This window comes from Pedococcus sp. P2_D9, assembly GCF_056404275.1.
The window spans coordinates 1-4,658 of the sequence record NZ_JBFUEI010000022.1; the positions used below are offsets into that span (position 1 = coordinate 1).

The following is a 4,658-nucleotide window of genomic DNA, read 5'->3' on the forward strand; positions in this document are numbered from 1 at the left end:
TCGGCGAGTTCCGGCGCGATCACCCCAGCGTGGTGGTGAACCTCTCGGTCCTGAACTCCGAGCAGGTGGTCGAGCAGGTCCGCTCCGGGCAGCATGACCTGGGGTTCATCGAGACCACCCAAGCGGTCCGGGACCTGCACACCGCCAGTCTGCGAAGTGATGAGCTGCTCGTGGTCGTGGCTCCGGGCCACCCGTGGACAGGTCGCAGGAAGCCGGTGCCGGCGGCTGAGCTGGCGAGTACCCCGCTCGTGCACCGTGAGGAAGGCTCTGGCACGCGCCGCACGTTCCTGGACGCCTGCCGGGCAGCCGGCCAGGAACCCGTTGAACCTGCCCAGTCGCTGGCAAGCAACACCGCAGTACGCGTCGCCGCCATGGCCGGGACCGCTCCCGCCGTCCTCAGCAAGCTTGCCGTCAGGGATACCGTCGCCGCCGGTCACCTGGCCGTCGTTCCGGTGGTGGGAATCGACCTTCATCGCCCCATCAGGGCGGTCTGGACCGGTTCGCGCCGCCCCTTGGGGACGGCCGCTGATTTCCTCGTGCTCACCCAGCGTTGACTCGCGCCTCGGGGTGGGCGGCCGATGCAAAGACACTCTCATGTTCCGGCACGAGCGTGGTGGAGCCCGCTCGAGCCACGCGTCCCAGTGTGATGGTCCGTGGCAGCGCTAGGGGCGAGGCCCGGGAGCCCCGGCAAGCGGAGGAGGCGGTGACGCCTCTGGCAGAACCGGCCGACGATGCGCATCCTCTTCTGGGGCGGTATTGACACGGCTTGGCCGGCTGCGCTTTCATAAGCGAGCGCTTAGAAAAAAAGCGAGCGCTTAGTCACTGGAGTCGACATGCGACGTACCCTCTACAACGATGATCACGAGGCGTTCCGAGCTTCGGTGCGAGGCTTCTTGAAGCGCCAGGTGGAGCCTCATCTGGCGGCGTACGTCGCAGACAGGGGCTTGCCTCGCGACTTTTGGATCGAGGCCGGGAAGCAGGGACTCCTGGGACTCGCGATCCCTGAGTCCTATGGCGGTTCGCAGGCCGGCGACTTCCGGTTCAACGCTGTCCTCACCGAAGAGTTGGCCAAGGTGAATATGGCACTCGCATCCTGCGTTGGCATTCACACTGACATCGTGGCGCCTTACCTCGTGCATCTGACCACCCCCGAGCAGCGCGAACGGTGGCTGCCGAGGTTCTGCACCGGCGAGCTGCTGACCGCCATCGCGATGACCGAGCCCTCCGGTGGGTCGGACCTGGCCAACCTCAAGACCACCGCGGTGTCTGAGGGTGGCGATTGGATCCTCAACGGCTCAAAGACCTTCATCACCAACGGTCACTCCGCTGACTTGGTGATTGTGGCCGCTCGTACTAGCCCGAAAGGGAAGTCCAAGGGAATCACGCTGTTCGCGGTCGAGACCACGACACCGGGCTTCACCCGAGGCCGGCGTTTGGACAAGGTGGGTCAGGACGAGTCCGACACCGCAGAGTTGTCATTCGACGACGTACGTGTCTCCTCGGCAAACATAATCGGCGAGCTCGACCGGGGATTCATCCACATGATGACGTTCCTGCCTCAGGAGCGTCTCTCGGCCGCGGTCACCAACCTGACACATGCGGCGCAGATCCTCTCCGAGACGATTCAGTACTGCAAGGACCGGAAGGCGTTCGGACAGTCGATAGGCGCTTTCCAACACAACAGGTTCCTGCTCGCGGAACTCGCCACCCGGATCGACGTCACACGCGCCTACATCGACCAGTGCGTAGCTGCGCATGCCTCAGGCGACCTGAGTCCCACCGATGCCGCCAAAGCCAAGTGGTGGTCGGCGGAGGTGCAGAACCAAGTATTGGACCACTGCGTGCAGCTCTACGGCGGCTATGGATTCATGAACGAATACCGCGTGGCCCGAGCCTGGCGAGATGCCCGCGTTACCAAGATCTGGGCTGGTACGAACGAAATCATGAAGGAACTGATCGGCCGCGATCTCGGCCTCTGACCCGACAACCACGACCAAGGAAATTGCCATGACTGAAGCTGTCATTGTCGCTGCCGCTAGGTCCCCGATTGGCCGTGCCCGTAAGGGGTCTTTGCGCGATGTGCGTCCGGACGACCTTGCCGCCGACATGGTCAAAGCCGCACTCGATAAGATCCCTGAGCTCGATCCGACCACCGTAGACGACCTGATGCTGGGCTGCGCCCAACCGGCGGGCGAATCGGGCTACAACATGGCCCGTGTTGTCTCTGTGCTTGCGGGAATGCCCGACGTCGCAGGCACGACGGTCAACCGCTACTGTTCCTCGAGCCTGCAGACCACTCGGATGGCGATGCACGCGATTCGCGCGGGTGAAGGCGACGTCTTCATTTCCGTAGGCGTGGAAACCGTCAGCCGTTTCGTGAACGGACAGGCGGACTACATGCCTGGCACCTTCAACCCTAGGTTTGAGGCGGCCCAGCGTCGTACGAGTGAGCTGGTTGAGGGTGGTCAGTGGGCGGACCTGCGGCGCCACGGAGTACTACCCGACATCTACATCACCATGGGCCAGACGGCGGAGAATGTGGCGAGCTCCATGGGTGTTACTCGAGCCGACCAGGATGCTTTTGCAGTCCGCAGTCAGAATCTCGCCGAGAAGGCCATCACCAATGGCTTCTGGGAACGAGAAATCACCCCAGTTGGCCTCGCCGACGGCACGCTCGTCACGATGGATGACGGCCCGCGAGCAGGTGTGACCATCGAGGCCCTCGCGGCGCTTGAGCCTGTGTTCCGCACCAATGGCACGGTGACCGCAGGCAACTGTTGCTCACTCAACGACGGAGCAGCAGCTCTTGTGGTGATGAGTGATGTACGCGCCAAGCAATTAGGCATTACGCCGCTGGCCCGTGTCGTGTCGACGGGAGTCTCAGGGCTTTCTCCCGAGGTGATGGGGCTGGGGCCGGTCCAAGCCTCCCGCCAAGCGCTCTCCCGCGCCGGTATGACCATCGGCGACATAGACCTCGTCGAGATGAACGAGGCTTTCGCGGCCCAGGTTCTCCCCTCGGCCCGCGAACTCGGGATTGAAGAGGACCGCTTGAACATAAACGGGGGGGCGATTGCTCTTGGCCATCCTTTCGGGATGACGGGCGCCCGCATCGCCACGACGCTCATTAACTCTATGCAATTCCACGACAAGCAGTTCGCCCTCGAAACTATGTGTGTCGGTGGCGGTCAAGGGATGGCCATGATCCTAGAGAGACTTTCCTGATGAACAACCTGGGCCTTGACTTCTGCGCACAGACCGTCATCGTCACCGGTGCGGCACGCGGCATCGGTCGAGAACTGGGCGGCCACTTCCGGGCCAGCCGTGCAGCTGTGTACTTGGTCGACCATGACGGAGACGAGGTCGAGAAGGCTGCCGCTGCCAGGGGGGCCCGGAGCCTGTGCTGCGACGTCAGCGAGACCGAGGACGTCGAAGCCGCCGTAGCCAGAATAATCGCCGAAACGGGCCGACCCGACGTTGTGGTCAACGATGCTGGCCTTCTGCGCGACAAACTGCTCTGGAAAATGACCGGTGAGGACAGGGATCAGGTACTGAAGGTCTATGTGGGCGGTGAGGCCGCGTATGTCACCGGCGCGGTGTTGCCCGTTGATGGCGGGATCTCGATGTGAACGGGTCATCGGGACTACGGCTGAGTTGGGACGCTCGTATGACCACTCACGCAGCCGCGCAGAGACTGCAGCCCGTTCTCGGGCGTTTTACACCGATCCTCGCGAAGCGACGTGCCCGGGGCCTCTGGTCCCGTGGCGCTCACAGTGACGGGTGCCGTTCTGCTGACTTCAGTCCTGGCGAGGACCTGGGTGCTGAGAACCTCAAGGGCCCGGTCGCCTCCCCAGCGATGCCCACTCCCTTGAGTGACAATTTTGAGACCCTCGTCGCCAACCGCACCTGCCACGCCCCGGCTTCGGAGGAGTAGTGCGGATCGGTGTTCCAGCAGAGTCCAAGCCGGGCGAGACCCGGGTCGCCGCCACGCCCAAGACCGTGGGGCAGCTGGTCGGCCTCGGGTACGACGTGGTCGTCGAGGCGGGCGCCGGCGCCCGCTCGKCGTTCTCCGATGACGCGTATGCCGCGGCCGGGGCTTCTGTCGTCCAGGGCACCGACGCCTGGACGAGCGATGTCGTGCTCAAGATCAACGGACCCACCGACGAGGAGATCGGCCGGCTGCGGGCCGGTTCGCTGTTCGCCTCGCTCATCTCGCCGGCGCTCAACCCGGAGCTCGTCGACAAGCTGACGGCCGCTGGGGTGACGGCGCTCGCGATGGATGCGGTGCCCCGCATCTCGCGTGCCCAGTCGCTCGACGTGCTCTCGTCGATGGCCAACATCGGCGGCTACCGCGCCGTGATCGAGGCAGCCCACGAGTTCGGCTCGCTCTTCACCGGTCAGGTCACCGCGGCCGGCAAGGTCCCGCCTGCCAAGGTGCTGGTCGTGGGTGCCGGGGTCGCGGGCCTGGCAGCGATCGGCACGGCCAGCAGCCTGGGCGCGATCGTCCGCGCCTTCGACGCGAGGTCCGAGGTCGGTGAGCAGGTCGAGTCGATGGGTGCGGAGTTCCTGCGCATCGCGGTGGACGACGAAGGCCCCTCGGCCACCGGCTACGCCAAGGAGATGGGCGAGGACTTCAACCGCAAGGCCGCCGAGCTCTACGC

General features: G+C 64.6%; 4 protein-coding genes and 1 pseudogene. All 5 read left to right on the forward strand.

Annotated features, from left to right (window positions below):
- Positions 1-554, forward strand: a 554-nt coding sequence (locus AC1DXJ_RS20210) for a LysR substrate-binding domain-containing protein (protein WP_477637854.1), incomplete at its 5' end; no start/stop codon positions are given.
- 279 nt (positions 555-833) lie between these two features.
- A complete protein-coding gene (locus AC1DXJ_RS20215) occupies positions 834-1,979 on the forward strand; it encodes an acyl-CoA dehydrogenase family protein (RefSeq protein ID WP_477637855.1) in 1,146 nt (381 codons plus the stop codon).
- Between the two features lie 28 nt (positions 1,980-2,007).
- Complete coding sequence (locus AC1DXJ_RS20220; RefSeq protein WP_477637856.1) at positions 2,008-3,222, forward strand: acetyl-CoA C-acetyltransferase; 1,215 nt, start codon at positions 2,008-2,010, stop codon at positions 3,220-3,222.
- Positions 3,222-3,626, forward strand: coding sequence for an SDR family NAD(P)-dependent oxidoreductase (locus AC1DXJ_RS20225; RefSeq protein ID WP_477637857.1), 405 nt, complete (start codon positions 3,222-3,224; stop codon positions 3,624-3,626). The genes AC1DXJ_RS20220 and AC1DXJ_RS20225 overlap by 1 nt, the downstream gene beginning before the upstream one ends.
- Positions 3,627-3,930: 304 nt before the next feature.
- Positions 3,931-4,658: pseudogene (locus AC1DXJ_RS20230) on the forward strand (Re/Si-specific NAD(P)(+) transhydrogenase subunit alpha); the annotation flags it as partial.